The 18877-nt window shown below is 58.2% G+C and carries 7 protein-coding genes and 10 pseudogenes; 9 read left to right on the top strand and 8 right to left on the bottom strand.

The features are described 5' to 3' along the window. Window positions 1-139 precede the first annotated feature (139 nt). Window positions 140-727, bottom strand: a complete 588-nt coding sequence (locus CBM2586_RS30985) for a helix-turn-helix domain-containing protein (protein WP_012354721.1) — start codon at window positions 725-727, stop codon at window positions 140-142. A 1051-nt stretch (window positions 728-1778) separates the two neighbouring features. After that, window positions 1779-2504, bottom strand: a complete 726-nt coding sequence (locus tag CBM2586_RS30980) for an IclR family transcriptional regulator (RefSeq protein ID WP_012354720.1) — start codon at window positions 2502-2504, stop codon at window positions 1779-1781. An 896-nt stretch (window positions 2505-3400) separates the two neighbouring features. Here CBM2586_RS30980 and CBM2586_RS30975 point away from each other — a divergent pair. The 4 genes from CBM2586_RS30975 to CBM2586_RS30960 all read left to right on the top strand — a co-directional run bounded on the left by CBM2586_RS30975 (window position 3401) and on the right by CBM2586_RS30960 (window position 8089). Continuing rightward, the gene (locus CBM2586_RS30975; protein WP_012354718.1) at window positions 3401-4882 is read left to right on the top strand and encodes an aldehyde dehydrogenase; all 1482 of its coding nucleotides are present in this window, start codon (window positions 3401-3403) and stop codon (window positions 4880-4882) included. A 165-nt stretch (window positions 4883-5047) separates the two neighbouring features. After that, window positions 5048-5815, top strand: coding sequence for a hypothetical protein (locus CBM2586_RS30970; protein ID WP_012354717.1), 768 nt, complete (start codon window positions 5048-5050; stop codon window positions 5813-5815). A 715-nt stretch (window positions 5816-6530) separates the two neighbouring features. Continuing rightward, window positions 6531-6764 (top strand): transposase, encoded by a 234-nt coding sequence (locus CBM2586_RS32740; RefSeq protein WP_012354716.1) that lies wholly within the window; start codon window positions 6531-6533, stop codon window positions 6762-6764. A 224-nt stretch (window positions 6765-6988) separates the two neighbouring features. Next, window positions 6989-8089, top strand: a complete 1101-nt coding sequence (locus CBM2586_RS30960; protein WP_115691563.1) for an IS5 family transposase — start codon at window positions 6989-6991, stop codon at window positions 8087-8089. Here CBM2586_RS30960 and CBM2586_RS30955 read toward each other — a convergent pair. Both CBM2586_RS30955 and CBM2586_RS30950 read right to left on the bottom strand, forming a co-directional pair. After that, window positions 8061-9388: pseudogene (locus CBM2586_RS30955) on the bottom strand (IS4 family transposase). The gene CBM2586_RS30960 and the pseudogene CBM2586_RS30955 overlap by 29 nt on opposite strands. 412 nt (window positions 9389-9800) lie before the next feature. Then, window positions 9801-10205, bottom strand: a pseudogene (locus CBM2586_RS30950) (transposase); the annotation flags it as partial. Window positions 10206-10438: 233 nt separating this feature from the next. Here CBM2586_RS30950 and CBM2586_RS30945 point away from each other — a divergent pair. Beyond that, window positions 10439-12565 carry a prolyl oligopeptidase family serine peptidase gene (locus CBM2586_RS30945; protein ID WP_012354770.1) on the top strand — a complete coding sequence of 709 codons (2127 nt, stop codon included), beginning with the start codon at window positions 10439-10441 and terminating at the stop codon, window positions 12563-12565. Window positions 12566-12690: 125 nt separating this feature from the next. Beyond that, window positions 12691-12957, top strand: a pseudogene (locus CBM2586_RS30940) (transposase); the annotation flags it as partial. Here the strand turns inward: CBM2586_RS30940 and CBM2586_RS30935 are convergent. Further along, window positions 12937-13552, bottom strand: a pseudogene (locus CBM2586_RS30935) (IS30 family transposase); the annotation flags it as partial. The pseudogenes CBM2586_RS30940 and CBM2586_RS30935 sit on opposite strands and share 21 nt — an antisense overlap. A gap of 274 nt (window positions 13553-13826) precedes the next feature. Here CBM2586_RS30935 and CBM2586_RS30930 point away from each other — a divergent pair. Beyond that, a pseudogene (locus CBM2586_RS30930) lies at window positions 13827-14091 on the top strand (transposase); the annotation flags it as partial. A 91-nt stretch (window positions 14092-14182) separates the two neighbouring features. Here the strand turns inward: CBM2586_RS30930 and CBM2586_RS30925 are convergent. Both CBM2586_RS30925 and tnpC read right to left on the bottom strand, forming a co-directional pair. Beyond that, window positions 14183-14305, bottom strand: a pseudogene (locus tag CBM2586_RS30925) (ATP-binding protein); the annotation flags it as partial. 40 nt (window positions 14306-14345) lie between these two features. Continuing rightward, window positions 14346-15890 (bottom strand): annotated as a pseudogene (tnpC, locus tag CBM2586_RS30920) (IS66 family transposase). Between the two features lie 229 nt (window positions 15891-16119). Here tnpC and istA point away from each other — a divergent pair. After that, window positions 16120-17618 (top strand): annotated as a pseudogene (gene istA, locus CBM2586_RS30915) (IS21 family transposase). Further along, window positions 17615-18444, top strand: a pseudogene (gene istB / locus CBM2586_RS30910) (IS21-like element helper ATPase IstB). Before istA ends, istB begins: the two co-directional pseudogenes overlap by 4 nt. On the opposite strand, the pseudogene tnpB reads toward istB, so the two are convergent. Then, window positions 18441-18829 (bottom strand): annotated as a pseudogene (tnpB, locus tag CBM2586_RS30905) (IS66 family insertion sequence element accessory protein TnpB). The pseudogenes istB and tnpB sit on opposite strands and share 4 nt — an antisense overlap. Window positions 18830-18877 lie beyond the last annotated feature (48 nt).

The raw sequence follows: 18877 nt of genomic DNA, 5'->3' as shown, positions 1-18877 counted from the left end.
CTCGTCAGCGAATTCCATATGGGCCAGCAGGCCTTAAGGCCTGCAACAAACGGGCCGGACATAAGCGTGCTGCCTCTACCTGTCGACCACCATGTCAAATCGAGCTTGCTATCCGGGAGGCGTCCACATAAGCACTTCCCTAGCGCTTGACCAACGCAACGAGATAGATGCACGGGTTGTTGCCAGGATTGATGAAGGTGCATGGTGCGGGAGGACCGAGTTGCAGACAGTCGCCGACTTCTAGCTCATGTACCAGTTGACCTTCCTCAAACACCAGGGTCCCTTGCTGTACCCAGATCTGCTGGTGCTGGAAGATGAAGGCCGATGACGGGTAAGAAATCCGAACATTGGCTGGAAGCATGATTTCCACGAGTTCCAGCATGCCACCATTGCGCGGCGACACCGCGCGTCGGGTATAGCCAGTCTCGGGATCGGTCCAGACTTGCTGATCGGCGGCACGGCAAAGGCGATTGCCAAACTGTTCGGCCAGTGCCAGCAACATCGAGAGCTGCAGGCCAAAGGCTCCGGAGAGCCGACCCAGGACTGTTGCGGTCGGACTCGCTTCACCACGCTCGATCTTGCTGATCATGGCCTTTGACACGCCGGCGCGCTCAGCGAGTTCGCCCATTGACCAGCCTCGCGATTCGCGCTCGATGCGCACGCGCGCTGAAATCGCGCCTGTTGGGTCCACAGGCGACCGGGTGGAAGAGGAGGAGGTATCAATCATGGCCGCCATTATACCGACCTCGCGATCGCGTCCTTCTGTCCTAGGTTGCAAATCGGCCTCGCCAAGTGTGGCGGTTAAACACTGGGGCTATTTGGTGTTCTATCGTCCTCTATAGTAAACCTATTCGGCTTTCCCTGCACAAGCTGGCTCTGCTTCTGTCAAGTGAGGGTTCCTCCCCAGATTCGGTCATCTGTTCTGCAACAAATCCCTGAGCATTGCACTAATGCTAACCCCCCGCCGAACGTCGGAAGACTTTGGTTTCACGCATGTCCTGAGCCGTTCGACAAACAACTATTGTGGATTTCAGCACCCATCGTATGACTGTACCGCCATGTCATTTCGTTGGCATCCGGTACTGAGTGGCGCTTGCAACTCGCTACTTCGCTATGCGACTCCGTTGCACGGACGGCGCGTCAGTCGTAAGAGATCAACGCCTCTCGGGGCGTCCCTATGGCTGAGTGGCGAAATTTAAGCAGCTCGCGAATCTCGATCTTCAGCAAAACCACTGCGCTACGGCTGATGAAGTGACCCGCAGCATACGGCGGCATCCATCGATGCCGCATACCCCTGCATGAGAGCTTCCTCCGTGTTGGGGCCGTCGTCAGCCGGTTGATTGATTGCCTTCTCAAATACTGCAATTTCCGTGGCGCCCGTAAGTTGTATGTCGATACACCTATCGAATCCGAGTCGATGACCCGCCTTCATCATCATCGCTGGCGTGGCCCATTTGACTTTCACGCTTCTCGCTCAGCGCGCTTTCCAAGTCCCTGGACGAAATGTCCCGAGCGAGGCGTTGTTGGTCGTCAAGGCAACGTCAATCGTGCACGAAAGCAGTTGCTCAGATCGCGCCGAAAGAACTGAATGCTTAAAACATACAGAACGCCGGATCTCGCGCGCGCTTCCGCGTGAATGCCATTACAATGATCCTACAGTTCCATGGGTGATGGTGAGGTTCCGTATCGAATCGCCTGATCGGCTACACTCAGAGGTCACGGGCTCTTTCGCACGCCAGTGCATTTTCTCAAAAGGGAATGTGAGGGACTCAGTGCCATCATTCGTTAAAGTCGGCGACGCCCAATCTCGATGAGATACTCATTGCCACATCGCGTACGGGTTTCGCAAAAGTTTCCGAATAGCGAGACGTGGGCATTGTAAGTGTGACGGCGCCAGCGAGTTCTCTTGCAGCATTGAAAACAGGAGCTGATATGCCGCTGAGCACCGGTACGCGATCTCCGACTAGCATAGCAATGCCATCTTTACGAATCCGATCGTAGATTTCCCCTTGCGCACCGGAATAGGCCAGCAATACGCGGCCGCCAGCGCCGCGATCAATTGGGAGAATCTCACCCGCCCGTATATGATCGCGAACCAGCTGTGGGGAGTCAACTCGATAGAGGCAGAGACGGAACTCCTTTTGTCGTACATAAAATGCAGCGCTCTCCTTGGTTTTTTCTGTGAGTTCACGCAGCGCCGGCATAACGATTTCTTCGAGCGAAAATGACGACGCGTAGATTGCATAAAGACGCGCGATTTGTGGGCCGAGGCAGTAGGTTCCATCTGTTTTACGTTGAACATAGTCCTTGTGTTGCAAGGAGGCTAGCAACCTCAGTACGGTGCTTTTATATAGCCTTGTCTGTTTCGCTATCTCAGTCAGTGAGAGCGAAGCAAATTGTGGTGTGAACACGTCAAGCAAGGACAAAGCGCGGTCCACACTTGAGGCACCTCCGGGCGCAGAATTTTGGTCAGAAATTGATGTGTTTTGTGGCTTGCGTGGCATCGTTGGATAAAGAGAGATACAGCTGTTGACCTCGTAAAGGCGGTACCTTAAACTGAATCAAGTCGTCATCATTACATACGGAAAAAACTTGCCGTGTCAACAAAATGACGCTCTTATTTAGGTAGAAGGGTGGTGGCGCCATGGCTTGAGGCTATCTGTCGACACGCACTCAGCAAATTTCGTGCTCACCTTCATGAGCGAAGAAGCTAAGCGCTGGAGCGAGCTTGCAAAGGAACCTACAAAATGTGTGGCAACGATCTTGAAGGGAATCGCTGATCAATGAGGTTTGCGGTTGATGTTTTACACGCCGTGGCTTTTCTTGCTTGCATTCTGCAGACTTGTGGGCCGATGGCCTCACTATGGACGCGCGTAGGGCCCTTCAGGCTGCATTCGGTACTTAGCACCAAAGGAAAGCCGGAACGGATTCTGGTAAGCCTGACTGGAGCGATCCCGACAAATCTCACATTTTGTCCGACAGCGCTGGCGGAGGTGCCGTAAATCTTTTGTGACTGAGTCGGAAACTGGACTGACCCTTCGGGATCACACCGTGAACTGACGTAGCTTCCTCAAAGGGTTACGATCGCTCCATGATCAAGCTTTGCCAGCCGTTCGGGCGTTGGAGGTGTTGATTCCTAAAGCCTTTGCAGACTGGGGGCATTGTTTAACAGGTTCCCGCCGGCACCGACCAGAAAACAATTGCAGATGGGAACGAGGTCATTAAGCGCCAATCGATGGCAATCATCCGCGTCGGGTGATGTGCTTGACGCATGAATGCGAGCAAAAGCAAGAATTGAGTCGACGCACTTGCGGTGCTGTGGACCATAGCAAGGCGCTGTCGAATAATGGAAATGTAATACCGACCCAATGCTCATTAAAAAAGGAGAGTTTGGATTCAAATGAAACGCTATAAATTGTTCATCGACGGCCGTTACGTCGATCCAGTAAGACTGGAGTGGTTCGATACGGTCAACCCGTACACCGGCGAGGTATGGGCACGCATCCCTAGAGCTACAAAGGAAGACGTTGATATCGCGGTAGCGGCAGCTTCGCGTGCCCTGAAGGCGGGACCTTGGGCGATGATGACAGCCACGGCGCGCGGCAAACTAATGCGACGTCTCGGTGATCTGGTCCTTGAAAACGCCCAGCGCCTGGCAGAAACTGAGGTACGGGACAATGGCAAGGTGATGACTGAGGTGCTGAACCAGCTTCGGTCGCAGTCGGAGTGGTGGTGGTACTTCAGCGGCCTAGCTGACAAGATAGAAGGCGCTGTTGTTCCTTTGGATAGGTCCGATGCCTTTGCTTTTACGACCCACGAGCCAGTTGGCGTGGTCGGTGCCTTGACGGCCTGGAACTCGCCTTTGCTTTTCGTAGCGATGAAATGCGCGCCCGCCTTGGCAGCAGGCTGCACCGTGGTCCTGAAGCCATCAGAATTTGCTTCGGCGAGCACACTGGAGTTCATGGAGTTAACCCAGCACGCCGGCTTCCCGAGTGGAGTATTCAACGTTGTCACTGGATTTGGTCCGGAGACCGGGGCTGCGTTGGTGGAACATCCTGACGTCGCCAAGGTGAGTTTTACTGGATCGGATGCCACCGGGGCAAAGGTATACGCGGCTGCTGCAAAGTCTATGAAACGGGTTTCAATGGAATTAGGTGGCAAGTCGCCCAATATTGTGTTCGAAGACTGCGACTTCGCACAGGCAGTAAGTGGAGTTGTGTCGGGGATCTTTGCAGCGACCGGTCAAGCTTGTGTGGCAGGGTCCCGCTTGCTGGTGCAGAATAGTATCAAGGACCTTTTCGTCGATCAACTTGTCAGCATGGTTGCATTGGCGCGAATCGGTGATCCAAACGCACCGGAGAATAGCATCGGTCCTCTAGCAACACCGGAGCAGTATAAAAAGGTTTTGCGGTACATCGACATCGCCAAGTCAGAAGGTGCTCGCTGTGTAATAGGAGGTGAGGCTATGCGGGATCTCTCTGGTGGGCAGTTTGTACAGCCCACCGTTTTTATCGACGTAAAGAGCGACATGCGCATCGCGCAAGAAGAGGTATTCGGCCCCGTGCTCTCGGTCATGGGCTTCGATGACGAAGCGGACGCAGTGAGGATCGCCAATGATGTTATTTATGGGCTCGCCGCCGGAGTATGGACAGCTGATATCTCCAAGGCGCTTCGTGTTTCAAAGGCGCTCAGGGTCGGCACAGTGTGGATTAACGCCTATCGCGCGATGAGCTTCAACCTCCCTTTCGGTGGCATGAAGCAATCCGGTATTGGCCGTGAGAACGGTATCGAAGCTGTGCGCGAGTTCCTCGAGACCAAAAGTGTCTGGGTTTCAACTAAGGCAGGGACGCCGGCTAAGAAAGTCAGCGCAAATATGCAGTAGCAAATTGGCCCCGCAGTAGGAAATTGGCCTATACATAGGGAATGAGGGTAAGATAAAGGGAGAAAACAAAAATATCGATTTTTTTGTTGATCGTTTAGGTGACGCGATATTTTTTCATTTTGAAGCTAATGGTAAACTCTAACAGGGCCATCACGAAGCTGAATCATGACCACAAACGCTTTTACCCGCCAGCAATTAGGCAGCTATTTTGCGTCTTTTCTCGGCATGGAAGGAGGAAACCCGTCCGCTGCAGTTTGGTTTTGCAATTATTCGCCGAGAAGGGGCTGCATATCGCTAGTCTCGCCTCTGATGCCGAAGCTTGAATGTCCAGCTTGGGACGCCGCCTTTCGAGCTCAGCATGCAACGGCGATAGTCCGGTGGCAGACACATCAGCGGATCGCTCGTATTATGTCAGCTGCTCGTCAAATGGTGCTGTTTGGCGACGAAGATGGTGGTGACTGGAAGAAATATCTTTCAGATCTTCTGTACCGACCGCAAGGCTGGGAATTCATGCTCAGCCTATTTCCGCTCCCAATTCGTACAGACGATGGCCAGAGCTGGAGGCGACGCTTTAGCATGCAACCTGAACTCACTTCGAAAGTCGCTTACATGTCTCTTTGCCGTGATGGAGGACGCTTTCGCTTCATCGAGGCGTTACGTCGGCGCGAGCAGCCGAAGGTGGTGGTGTGTCTAGGCGAGCGTCATGAAGATGATTATGTGCATGCCTTCGGTATGCGCGGGCTTTCATATAAAGAGCACACTCTGAAGCCGGCGGACCAGGTCCGAATACTTCATGTCTACGACGACACAGGCACGCAGCTCGTGCTTTGCCCTGCATTAGCCGGTTCCGCTGGTATGTGCTCTGATGCCCTTCTGAAGGCACTGGGAGGATACATTAGCCAATGGCTGGCGAAGGAGGATTTTGAGATGTGACGTACAGATGTATAAGGAAATCATTGCTGACACGCCTAGCTTCACGACCAACCAAAGGCCAATGCGCGGTTAGGCATAGACCAATTCAAAATGAGCCAGATATTCCGACTAAGCATGCCGCTATATTAGCTGTAAGCCTGTTCCGTTCTCCGGGGGTAACCCAATTATTAGGCCAATCGATCGCGACAAACTGATGGGAAATTTTTTCATCATCATGACGAACATTAGTCGTTGCGGCTAGCTAGTCTGTCTTCCATCTATTCATTTTCCGTGTGAGGCAAAAAAATGATATCGAAGCGACGCATGCTTCGATAGTGCACGGCAGGTTTTCTTCAAAATCGGGGCGGATGAGGGGAGTTGGAATGAACCGCCCATCTAACGCTAAGCCAAAGCCTCGAAGGCAAAAGGGGCTCTCGCTTGATCGGCGGCGTCGCTGTGCCAGAGTGAGAACTGGATCCAACACTCAAGGTGGAGGAGAGTACGCGTACCCGGCAGAGCAACCAAATGCCGGGGCTGCTGGGGTGAGGCTTGCACTTCGGTACGCTGTCCTTCCGGGCCAAGAGCGCTGGGCCGTAGTTCGCTCGCGTCGTACCGCTCTTGCTGACACGGCGCTGGAGCGGAAAGTCCGTGCGCTTGGCGAATTCGATGAATAGAAGATCCTACTGGTTGCGCGTGACCTACATAGTGGCTAAGGTCTGATCCGGCCGCGCAGATTGTGGACCAGATGTCCGGCTTGGGCCCTATTACCGCTACTGCCTTGGTCGCACCATTCTCTGCCCAGCCACTCGCACAGGCAGGGCATTCGCCGCAAGCCTGCGGCTATTCCGGCACAGACCGGCACGGCGGTCATGTATCGCTTGGGCACATCAGCAAGCGCGCGGCAACGCTTCTGCGACGACAGGTGGTCAACGCAGGACAAACGATGCTCACGCGCACCAGATATCCTTAGGCACGGGCACTGCCCATGCTGCAGCGGCGCCTCAAGGACGTCGTGGTGGCACTGGCCTACAAGATTGCCGAAAAGCTTTACTGGCCCATGGGCGCCAATGGCCTGAGTTGGGGGCGTCGCCCGCCTTCACCAGCTCTTAACAGGCCGCTGAAATACCTCCAGCGGACGTCAGCGCGACGACTGGCTGAAGCGTTGCTTTGAGGATCCCATCCAATCCCACATTCATGCGCGGCGCAGATACCTTCACGGAAAGCTTGTTCACTATGCGGAGGCTGGAGGATTTCGTGCCGCAGTCCCATCCGCTGCGCTCGATCCGGACTATGGCCAACCAGGCGCTGGTGAAGATGGACCGGCTGTTCGCGCAGATGTACGAGGCCGATATCAAGGGTGGCCGCCCCAGTATCGCGCCGGAGAAGTTGCTGCGGGCCATGCTGCTGCAGGTGCTCTACAGCATTCGCTCTGAGCGCCAGCTCATGGAGCAGACGCAATACAACCTGCTGTTTCGCTGGTTCATCGGGCTGTCGATGGACGACTCAGTTTGGGTGCCCACGGTCTTCACCAAGAACCGCGAGCGACTGATCAAGCATGATGCGGTGATCCAGTTTTTCAACGAGGTGCTGGCCATCGCGCAGAAGAAGAACTGGCTGTCGGGTGAGCACTTCAGCGTGGACGGCACGCTGATACAGGCGTGGGCAGGCCACAAGAGCTTCGTGCGCAAGGATGGCGACGACCAAGACGATGACGCCGGCGGCAGCTTCAAAGGTCGCAAGCGCAGCAACGAGACACACGAATCCAAGACCGATCCCGATGCCAAGCTCTACCGCAAGGGCAAGACATCCAGTGAGCTGCGCTACATGGGTCATACCCTGAGCGACAACCGCCATGGCCTGGTGGTTAGCGCCATGGTGACCAAGGCGGACGGACACGCCGAGCGGGAGGCCGCAAAGGTCATGCTTAACGATGCCAGGCAGGTGATTGAAGACCTGAATGTGGAAGTCACCGTGGGCGCGGACAAGGGCTATGACGCGCACGAGTTCATTGAGGCCTGCCTGGAAATGAAGGTGACGCCCCACGTGGCGCAGAACACATCGGGTCGTCGCTCGGCCGTTCCTGATGCCATTGCTTCCAGCGCCGGTTATGCCGTCTCGCAACAAAAGCGCAAGCTGATCGAACAGGGCTTCGGGTGGGTCAAGACCGTGGGGCGCATGCGTCAGGTGATAGTGCGCGGTCTGAAGAAAGTCGATCAGATGTTTGTGCTGAGCATGGCCGCCTACAACCCATTTCCTTATACGGAAGTCATGACTCTTCCCTCAGTGTTTGAATAGTGAGCGCGGCGTCCATGGTTCGCTGCATGCCGATCCAGATCGTCTTGGCGCCGGGCTCGCCATCGTTCTTCCGCCCAAGGAACCCGCCCAGGGAAGCAACCAACCGAATCATCTGATTGAGTGTGACCGGTGTCTTCGGGCGAGCTTTCTTGGAGAGCACGTATGCCCCCCGAATCTCGTCGGCATCGAAGAACAGCGACGCATCCAGATCCGGACAGGTTCTGCCCAACCGCATCAAGCGGGCAATGCGCCATGCCACCACCATATACAACGCCAAGGCCCGCTCCACACGATCCATGTGCGATAGCTGTAGCGCCTCGACCTTGCAGCCGGTCTTCAGGACATGGAAGAACATCTCGATCTCCCACCTTGCCCGATACCATTCAACAAGTTCGTTGACCGCATCAGCGTCCTGCGCTTCTCGGTTCGTCACCAATCGCCAAACCACTGGCTTGACGCCTGCGGGCGCTTCGATCTCCCTTGCCGCCACACAGGTGAACTCCGCTCCGACCAGACCCGGCAGCTTCATACGCTGGGCGCGTAGTTCCTGTTTGACCTCGCGCGCCTTCTGGCCTGCTCGCCCTGGCAAGATAAAGGTGATTTCCCGAGTACCGGGCTGGCGTCGACGCTATCCCACAACTTGCCGCCCTCGGCCAGGTTGCGGTTGTGTTGGCTGCGGATCAACCAGTCGGCCGGTTGGCCAAGTTCCTGGGCGCGCGCCATCAACTCGGCAATATCACCCTCGCGGTCTGTCACATACACCAGCCGTGTCTGCGGCAATAGCGCGGCTTGCTCCGCAACCCGTTCATATCCTTCAATCCAGCGTACGCTTTCCTTGATCCCGCCCCGGTTGCCATCGGCGTCCTTGGGCTCCCGAGCCCACATCCAGGCATCGATCACCCCCAGCGGCTCGCGGTCAGGCGTCACCGCGTAGGTCGGATGCAAAAACATGCCCCGCTGGGCTTCATAGGTCAACGGACCCAGCCCGTCGATCTCCTGGCCATTAAAGTTCAATTCGGTTGTATCAGCGATGCACAGCACCACCGGAAACTGCGCGGCCCTCGCTGCAGTGCGCTCCCAATGCGGCTGCATTACGTCCCGCCAATCGATCTGCTCATTGCCGAGAAACCGATATGCCGCGATGGTTTGCGACCAGTCATCGCATGCGCCGGGGATGCTCGCCGTCGGCAGAGCCGCAAACCGCTTGAGCAGCTCCTTGGCGCGCCGATCCCGCCGCGGATCACCAAGATCCAGACTCTCGAATTCCTCGTCCACCCATGCCCCCGACTCGTTGCTCATTGCTGCGCGAAAATCCGAGAGTAAACGCGAGTCTGGCGAAGTTAACAACCCCCTTACCTCGAAATTCCCGGGACTTCAAGCTCCAAGCCTCGCCGCGGAGACGGTCCTACTTCCGTATAAGGGGATGCCTTATAACTGATCGCCGTTAAATTGAGTTCGTAGGACTTTTGTATAGTCACATTCAATCGTTTGCGTTGGGCTCAGGACTGCTATTGCTTTCCTTCGTTGAACGCAAGCCCGCAAGATTCGTGCGCATTCCACTGATGGCGGACAGTGATTCCAGACTCATCGCGGACAGTGTTCCATGCGAAGGCGGACACCTTGCGCTGGCGTCCTGAGTGACGGGGTGAATCGTAACCGAAGTGTCCGCCATCAGGATGCAATGACGGTTCGGCGGCGGTGTTTCAATCGCGGCGTTGAGCTTGTCGGGGCGGCTGCGCGGCCCGCCAGGCAGCCCCGGCACTGCGGGTATGGCATCAACCAGGGCTTCGAAGACCACCGAGTCGTGCCAATTGGCACCGGTCACGGCCAGCGCCGCGCCGGTCTACGACGAGGTGGCGTTTGGTGCCGAGCTTGCCACGGTCGGTGGGGTTCGGGCCGGTCTGCTGCCCCCCTGGAGGCTAGTCACAGCCGCACCATCGATACTCGCCCGGCTCCAATCGACCTGGTCATGCTCACGCAATCGCGTCAGCAGGGCCAGTTGCAAGCGTTCCCAGATGCCGCTGGCCTACCAATCACGAAGGCGACGCCAGCAAGTCATACCGCGGCCGAAGCCCAGTTCCTGCGGCAAGTCTTCCCACGCAATCCCCTTCGCAAGGGCTTGCTTGCGATGCTGGTTTCGGGGCAAGTCGAAAACCTCTGGCTCGATCGAGTTGGACGCGCAGGTCACGTGTGGCGAGTGGTAGCCAATCGATGTGCCGCGCAGCGCGCAAATCATCATGGAACTCGACTACCTCAACCATGTCGAAATGGCACGATTAGTTGAACCGAATCGGGCGATTTGAAAGATGAAGCTGTTCCTTCTGAAAGTACTTTAATGGATGATTCATTATGATAAATTCGCAATCGAAAATTATTTGGCCGCCGACAGGTAACGCTGCCGATCCGTATATCGATCTCGAAGAACTCGATAGTCCCACTGTCAATTCATGGGTTTTCGCTCAGACAGCCCGTACTATGGAAATGTACGGACGCACGTCAGCCGCCGACGTGCTAACTAAGCGGCTCGTCGAGACCATGATGGACCAAGATCGCATCGTCATATGCTCGCGCTGGGGTAACTGGGCTTACAATACTTGGCTTGACGGAGCGCATCCGCTCGGTTTCGTACGGCGTACGCCCTGGAATGCCTGGATCGAGGGCAACCCACAATGGGAAGTGGTACTGGAGGTCGATGCGCTTGACTTGAACAACCGAAACGGGGACGGCACGCGCTGGGCTCTGGCGGGCTTTCATCTTATTTATCCCACTGCTGATCGCGCACTGGTCTTCCTGTCGCCCGGCGGTTCCGATACTTGTATCGTGCGGGAATTCGACGTGGAAGCGCGTGCGTTTGTTGAGAACGGATTCGAACTACCAGATTCCGGTCACCACAGCGTTGCATGGATCGATCGAGATACGGTTTATGCGAGCTGGGATGACAGCGCAGTAAACGCGGCCCCCGCTGTCACTGTTTCCGGTCACCCGCGACAGGTGCGCAGATGGAAGCGCGGAACGCCAGTAGCGGATGCGCCGGTGGTGTTCGAATGCGAGCCTGACGACTTGGGTGCGTCAGCGAATTACGACCCAATCCAAGCACGTCATATTGCAAGCCGCAGCACGACATTCTACGAACGGGAGCAATTCTGGCTCGATGAAAAGGCTCGTGAATGGCGGTTGTACGATGTGCCGCGTAATACGGCTGCTTTGTTTGAGTGGAGCGAATGGCTATTCGTCACGCCGCGCACCAATTGGCACGTCAACGAGACGGCTTATCGGGGCGGTTCTTTACTGGCCATTCGACGTGACGCATTTCTCGACGGTGATCGCCACTTCACCGTACTTTTCACGCCAACTGACGAGAATGTACTGTCGGGGGTGCGTTATACGAAGCACTGGCTAATCGTCTCTGACAAGAGCGAAAGCGTTACCCGCGTGACGCTTTGGCGTCCGCCAGACTCGGTCGACGACACGTGGCAATCTCGAGCGTATCCGTTGCCGGCCGGATGCGAAGCATCTGTGACCGCCGTCGATAGAGCACGCGATGACACTGTACTGATCTACGTCGATCACTTCCTGACACCACCAGCGCTGTACCATGCCGATCTCTCCAGTGACACACCTTGGCACCAGCTCGGACAGCTTCCCGCACGCTTCGATTCAACCGGATTCCTCGCGTTGCGCCGGCATGCCATGGCACCCGATGGCGTGCAGATTCCCTATTGGGTGATCGGCCGCGAGGCAGATCTTCAGGGTACCCCTCGACCTTGCCTGCTCTATGGATACGGCGGATTCGAAATCCGGCTCGATACACCCGCCTATATGGGCACTTTGGGATTCTCCTGGCTAGAACCGGGCGGTGTGTACGCAATCGCGAGCATCCGGGGGGGAGGTGAGTTCGGGCCTGGCTGGCATCAAGCCGCGCAACGAGAAAAACGTCCGGTCGCATTTGGTGATTTCATTGCCGTCGCTGAGGCATTGATCAGCTCCAGTGTTACCACCCCGGGGCAACTCGCGATCCAAGGGGCGAGCAACGGCGGGTTGTTAACCGCAGCGTGCATGATCCAGCGTCCGGATTTATTCGGTGCCGTTATCTCGCATGTGCCAGTGCTCGACATGTCACGCTTTCACCTGTTGTTGCAGGGCGCTTTGTGGGTCGACGAGTACGGCAATCCCGACGATGCCGACGATCGCCGGATGCTTATGGCTTACTCACCCTATCACAACGTAAAGCCGGACGTCTCCTATCCGCCGGTTCTATTCACATCATCGTCCACTGACGATCGCGTGCATCCAGGCCATGCACGAAAGATGGTCGCGAAAATGCAGGCACTCGGACATCGCGAGGTCTTCTACCTAGAACAGCGCGATGGCGGTCATGGCGCTGGCGTCGAACCCGAAACCAGAGCCCGCGCCAGTGCAACGACATTTGAGTTCCTGCGGGCAAAGATTGGGGCGTCGTTACGACCGAACGCGTGACCCGATTTTAAGCGTCACACACTGGCTTTCTTGCGGCAAGAATAGTCCCCCGTGCAAATACCGATGATCGTCCTACGACTCCCCACCGCTAACCTATATTAGCGATATAGGCGTGTTTTCTGGTGAAACTGTCGCTAAGCGGCATCGTGATTGCTTTGCACACCGGCATTCCGTGGAAAGACTTGCCGCAGGAACTGGGCTTTGGCAGCGGCATGACCTACTGGCGTCGTCTGCGTGACTGGCAGGCCAGTGGCGTCTGGACGCGCATGCACCTGGCCCTGCTAACCCGCCTGCGCGAGCATGGTCAGATCGATTGGAGTCGGGCAAGCATCGATGCTGCGGCAGTGGCCAGCCCCCGGGGGCCAGCAGACCGAAGCCGCGGTGGCATCGGACATCTTGACCAGCAGCACGGCGCGGCTCATGCGCTCCACCAGTACGCCCACTGCCGAGCGGTTACCCGCACCCTTGATGGGGTCGCCTTCCCAGTGCCCGGGCATGAGCCTGTCGTTGACCTCAGGCGGGCGCTCATGGATGCTGACCATGTCGGGAATTTGGCCACGCCGGTCGGTGCCACGCGAGCGCAGCAGGTGCTTAGCGTGGCCCTGGCGCAGACAAGCGATGAGCTGGCGACGCAGTTCGCCGCGCGGGTAGGCGTAAATGGCGTTGTAGATGGTCTCGTGGGACACGTGGCGCTCGCGGTGGTCAGGAAAGGCGCGCTTGAGAGTAGCGGGATTTCCTGGGGTGACCACTTTTGGTCAAGGAAGTGGCGCACCACGCGCCACAGCACACTGTCGGCAGCGAGTTTGCGGGCGGGACGGCTGGCCTGGCGGCGTTGCGCGCGGCGGGCTTACGCTGTCATTGCCCCATAGCCACCGCTTGCTGTCGCGTTGCGGCGAAGCTCGCGCTTCAGCGTTGAAGGCGCACGCCCCAGCCTGCGCCCATCTCGCGCTGACTGACTTTCTCCGCCTTCCAAATCTCGATGCGCATGCGCTCTTCGGATTGCAGTTGCGGTACTTCGTTTTTGTCATTCACCACACCTTACCGGATGGCAAGGTGTTGCACTTCAGATTTTGAGGTCGCCGTGATTATTACTTATAGAATTCAGAATTAAATTTGCGAATGACTGCATTTTCTTTCCTCGAGTCAGAGTTGTATTTTGCAGGGATGGATGTGACGCGAAACTTGAAGTTAAGGATGCTCTGCAAAAATTAGCCAGCAGATGTGCTTGAAATGAATCGTCGAGCCAGCGAGCATGTGGCGCATGAAACAAACTGACCTTGCTGAACTTGTCGACCAAGCGCAACCGCAAGCGCGAATTCCTGGACGAGATGAACCGTGTGGTGCCGTGGGCCGATCTGGTGATGCTGATCGCTCCGTACGCCCCAGAAGGCAAGCGCGGCCGTCCCCCGTTCGCGGTCGAGGCGATGCTGCGCATCCACTTCCTTCAGCAATGGTTCGGCCTGTCGGACCCGGCGATGGAAGAAGCGCTGCACGACGTTCCGCTGTATCGGGAGTTCGCCGGGTTGCGGATTTCGGTGAAGGTGATCAGCGGTTTCGGCGAACGTGATCAGGGAAGGAAGGTGGTACTGCGCGGTCAGGAGATTGTAGCGTAGGTGATCACGATGCCCGTTTCTTGGCGTCGGTTGCCGTGCGCTTGCGCATGGATTCGCCTTTGAGCGCCACTTTGTGCGCCTGGTGGACCAGCCGGTCCAGGATGGCGTCAGCCAGCGTCGGATCATTCGTAAGCGAGTAGCCAGTACCGTCTTGACGGCCGCAGCAGTTACGCTGGCGTAACCAGTTGCTCAGTGACGACCCACGGCATGAGTTCGTCGACGCGGTTGATCGGGTGATCCGCGATGCGTGCGAGCACGAAGCGTAGGTAAGCCTCGGGATCGACGCCGTTGAGTTTTGCCGTGCCGATCAGGCTGTAAATTGCAGCGGCGCGTTCCCCACCTGAGTCAGCACCCGCGAACAGGTAATTACGTCTTCCGATGGCCACCCCGCGCAGCGCACGTTCGACCGGCAGGTTGTCGATCTCCAGTCGTCCGTCGTCGCAATAGCGCGTGAGCGCCTCCCACCGGTTCAGTGCGTACAGGATCGCTCGACTCGTGTCAGATTTGCGCGAGAGCGTCTCCAACGTGGCTCTCAGCCACGCGTGGAGTTGATCGAGTAGTGGACGCGCTTGCGCCTGTCGATACGCCTGGCGCACATCGGGTGGTTTGCCCCGGATCTGCTCTTCGATCTTGTAGAGCGCGCCGATGCGTTCCAGGGCCTCGGTATTCAAGGAATTGGGGCGAGCTGCATACAATTCGTAGAACTGCCGCCGGGCATGGGCCCAGCACGCTGCTTCGGCAACCCGTCCCGTTTCGTAGATCGCCTGGTAGCCGCCGTAGGCATCGGCCTGCAACGTCCCGTTGAACGATTCAAGATGCTGCTGCGGGTGGATGCCCTTGCGGTCCGGCGTATAGGCAAACCAGACGGCCGGCGGAGTAGCATCGCCCGACGTCCGGTCGTCACGCACATACACCACAAGCGTCCAGTTTTAGTCTTGCCATTGCCTGGCGCGAGCACCGGCACTGGCGTATCGTCGGCATGGAGCTTCGTCGCCGCCATGACGTGTCGACGCAGTGTGTCGACGAGTGGTTGCAGCAGCGCCGCACTGTGACCAACCCACTTCGCCAGCAACGAGCGATCCAGCTCGACGCCTTCACGCGCATAGATCACCGACTGTCGGTAGAGCGGCAGGTGATCCGCGAACTTCGCGACCAGCACGTGGGCCAGCAGTCCCGGGCCAGCCATGCCTCGCTCGACCAGCTGGGCGATGTGATCGCAGCATGCAGCCAGGTCGCACATGCCGGATGACCCGGAAGCTCGCTGGCACATATTCGAGCTGTTCGGAGACATCCTCGCCAAGCTGCTTCATCGGCGCACCGCATGCCGTGCAGGTATCACGTGATTCGGGCCAATGAGTCTGGAACTCGCGCGGCAGGTGTTCTGGCAACGGCTTACGTTGTACCTGTTCCGGTGCCGTACGCGGCGTCCTGTGGATCTCGATGGGTGCGGCACCTTCGTCGGCCTCGAGTTCTTCTAGGCGAAGTTCGAGCTGTTCGATCTGGCGGTCCAGCTTCTCCGAGCGACGGCCGAACTGCATGCGGCGCAGCTTTGCAATCAGCAACTTGAGATGCTCGATCTCCGCCTTGTCCGTTGCCGTCGCTGCCTTCTGCGATTCGACCACGTCTTGCAGATGCCCGATGCGGGCATCGCGCTCCAGCAAGAGGGCTTTGAGCGCTTCGATGTCGTCCGGGTACGCGTTCGCCGTCGTCATGCCAGCAGTCTACGCGCCGGCACTCAGGTTTACAACGCCGAGATCGGCTCCGCCGTGCGCACCGGCTGTCGCCTGGGCGGCGACAATCATTTTGTCCGGCGTAGCGACAAACATCTTGGCCGGTGGCGGGAACTCGGAGGCGGCGTAGCCGCCGGAGAGTTTCCGCCACCGGCGGCGCCGAGTTGGCCGGGTTCTACGATGGCTGATCGCATCAATAAGCGGTCAGTCCATGTCTGGAACCCGTATTACCGACCAACAGGTTAGCCTCTACATGTCCAAACGCAAACAGCATACCCAGGAGATTGCCGCTGCCAAGGCCGGCATCAGTGTGCGCAGTGCCCGGCGTATCGAACGTGATAGCCAACTGCCTTCGCAGAAGCCCCGCCGTTACTGGCGCTCGCGGCCCGATCCATTCGTCGAGGTCTGGGACACCGAGGTCGTGCCGATGCTTGCTAGCGAGCCGCGCCTGCAAGCCATCACCATTCTGCGCAAGCTCCAGGACGACCATCCCGACCAATACCCTGACAGCATGCGCCGCACGCTCGAACGGCGCATCAGCAAGTGGCGGGCTGTGTCTGGACCGGCCAAAGAAGTCTTCTTCCCACAGGAACACGCGCCGGGGATCCGGGCACTGTCGGACTTCACCGATATGCAGGCGCTGGGCATCACCATCTCCGGCGTTCCATTCCCTCACCGCCTGTATCACTTCGTGTTCGCGTTCTCGCGCTGGGAGTACGCCCAAGTGGTTGAAGGCGGAGAGAGCTTCGAGGCGCTGTCCTCGGGCTTGCAGAACGCGCTCTGGCAGGCCGGCGGCTGCCCGCGAGAACATCGCACCGACAGCCTCTCGGCGGCGTTCAAGAACCTGAAGGAGCAGGAGGACTTCACAACGCGCTACGAAGCCCTGCTGGACCACTATGGGATGACCGGCACCCGTAACAACCGCGGCCTGGGCCACGAGAACGGCAGTGTGGAATCATCCCACCGCTATCTGAAGGAGGCTGTCGACCAGGCACTGATGCTGCGCGGCCACCGGGACTTCGAGGATCGAGCCGCCTATGAGGCGCTCCTGCGCGAGGTCGTGATGCGTCGTAACCGGCGTCATGCAGCGGCGTTCCGTCTCGAGCGCGAGCAGTTGACGGACCTGCCTCCCCGGCGCACGACGGACTTTGCCGAAGAGGAAGCGCGTGTCACCCGTTGCAGCACATTCACCGTGCGCGGCATCCTCTACAGCGCGCCGTCCCGCCTGATTGGTCACCGTCTGAAGGTGCGTGTGTACGGCGACCGACTGGACTGCTACCTGTCCGGAGCCATGGTGTTCAGCACTCCTCGGGGCTCCCACGCCGCGCACAGCACCCGCCGCGCTATCGACTATCGGCACTTCATTGAGGGGCTCAAACGTAAGCCGCAGGCCTTCAAGGGCCTGGCGTTCCGGGACGATCTGTTCCCTCGGGAGGCCTATCGGCGAACCTGGGAGCAGCTTGATGCCCGGCTGTCGCAACGCGACGCGTGCAAGACGATGGTTGGCCTGCTTGAGCTGGCGGCCATGGACGGTATCGAAGCCGTGCTGGCCGTGCGCCTGGAAGCCATGTTGGGCGATGGTGATCTGCCGGATCTGGAAGCGCTGCGCGAGGAGTTCTCGCCGCGGCAAGCCGATCACCCGTCATCCATGTCCAGATGCCGGCGACCAGTTGCTACGACGCCCTGCTGGGCCAGGGGGTCGCAGCATGAACGCGCCGCTCCCAATTGATGCCGCCCGCCTGACGTTGATGCTCAACGAACTGCGCCTGCCCACCATTGGCCGGCTCTGGCCAGAGTTCGCACAGCGCGCCGACAAGGAAAGCTGGCAGGCAACCCGGCTGCTTGGCGCCTTGCTCGAACACGAACTGGCCGAACGGGCCAAGCGGCGTATCGAACGACACCGAACCGAATCCCGCTGGATCCAACCAAGACGCTGGCTGCCTTCGACTTCAGTGCTGTGCCCATGGTCTCCAAGGCGCACGTGATGGCACTGGCGAGCGGTGATTCCTGGCTGGAGAAAGGTGCCAATGTGTTGATCTTCGGCCCGCCGGGCGGTGGGAAGAGCCACCTCGGATCGGCCATCGGCATGCCCTGATCGACGCTGGGTACAGGGTACTGTTCACGCGTACCAGCGAGATCGTCCAGAAGCTGCAGGCAGCCAGGCAGAGCCTGCAGTTACCTGCAGCCTGGCCAAGCTCGACCGCTTTGACCTGATCATCCTGGACGACCTGTCGTACGCCCGCAAGGACAGGCCGAAAGTGTCCTATTCGAACTGATCGCCGAGCGCTATGAGCGGCGCAGTCTGCTGATCACGGCCAACCAGCCGTTCTCAGGCTGGGACAACGTGTTCCCTGACCCCGGCATGACCATCGCCGCGATTGACCGACTCGTCCACCATTCGACGATCTTTGAAATGAACGTCGAAAGCTACCGTCGGCGCACCGCAAGCGACAAGCAGTCTGCTCGCCGACGACAATCATCCAGCGACAACGACAATCACCGCGACATCGATAACGGAGCGACAACCATGACCTAACACTCACCGACAATCATCCCGGCCAACCGGCCAAAATGATTGTCGCTGGACCGGCCGTCCTGCTTGACGCTATCTAGTCGCCAGTCGATGCCTTCCAGCAGCATTGAGAGCTGCGCCTGGCTCAGGCTGACGACACCTCCATCCGCACGAGGCCAGACGAAGCGGCCGCGTTCAAGCCGTTTCATCAGCAGACACATGCCATCACCGCTCCACCAAAGCACCTTGACCAGATCGCCTCGTCGGCCACGGAACACAAACACGTGGCCGCTGAACGGGTCCCGCTCTAGCACGGTCTGCACCTTCGCGGCCAGGCTGTTGAAGCCAGAGCGCATATCGGTCACACCAGCAGCAGCCACACCCGCGTTCCAGCGGGAAGGCCCGGCATCACGAACCCACTCCAGCAAGCTCGCCAGCACGAGCGCAGGACATCAGG

The sequence above is a fragment of the Cupriavidus taiwanensis genome, from assembly GCF_900250115.1.
Classification (GTDB): Bacteria; Pseudomonadota; Gammaproteobacteria; order Burkholderiales; family Burkholderiaceae; genus Cupriavidus; species Cupriavidus taiwanensis_B.
The sequence above is the reverse complement of the archived record's forward strand: the minus strand, read 5'-3'. Positions and strand labels throughout refer to the sequence as shown.